Annotated in this window: 1 pseudogene; it reads left to right on the top strand. The window is 67.6% G+C overall.

What is annotated here, in order from left to right:
• Positions 1–18: 18 nt before the first annotated feature.
• Positions 19–278, top strand: a pseudogene (locus QP415_RS11685) (hypothetical protein); the annotation flags it as partial.

The following is a 278-nucleotide window of genomic DNA, read 5'->3' as shown; positions in this document are numbered from 1 at the left end:
ATCGTCAAGATCGAGTACGTGGCTCCCACGCGCCAGCAGGCCGTTGACGCCGCCGACGCGATTGCCAACGCCTACCTGACCGAGCGCACCGCTCTCGTGGAGCAGCGCGCCGACGAGATGGCCGCCGGCATCAACGAGCAGATCGAGGCTCTCGAGACCGAACTTGCCTCCCTCGCGCCCCTGACCGACGAGGACGGCAACACGAAGGACAACCCGCGCGCCGCAGAAATCCGCACCGAGCTGACGAAGCTCGCCAAGGATGCCGAGCAGCTCGCCCC

Origin of the sequence: Pauljensenia sp. UMB3104 (assembly GCF_030217285.1) — a bacterium.
Classification (GTDB): Bacteria; Actinomycetota; Actinomycetes; order Actinomycetales; family Actinomycetaceae; genus Pauljensenia.
Note: the sequence above shows the minus strand (reverse complement) of the source record. Positions and strands in the feature narration are given on the sequence as shown.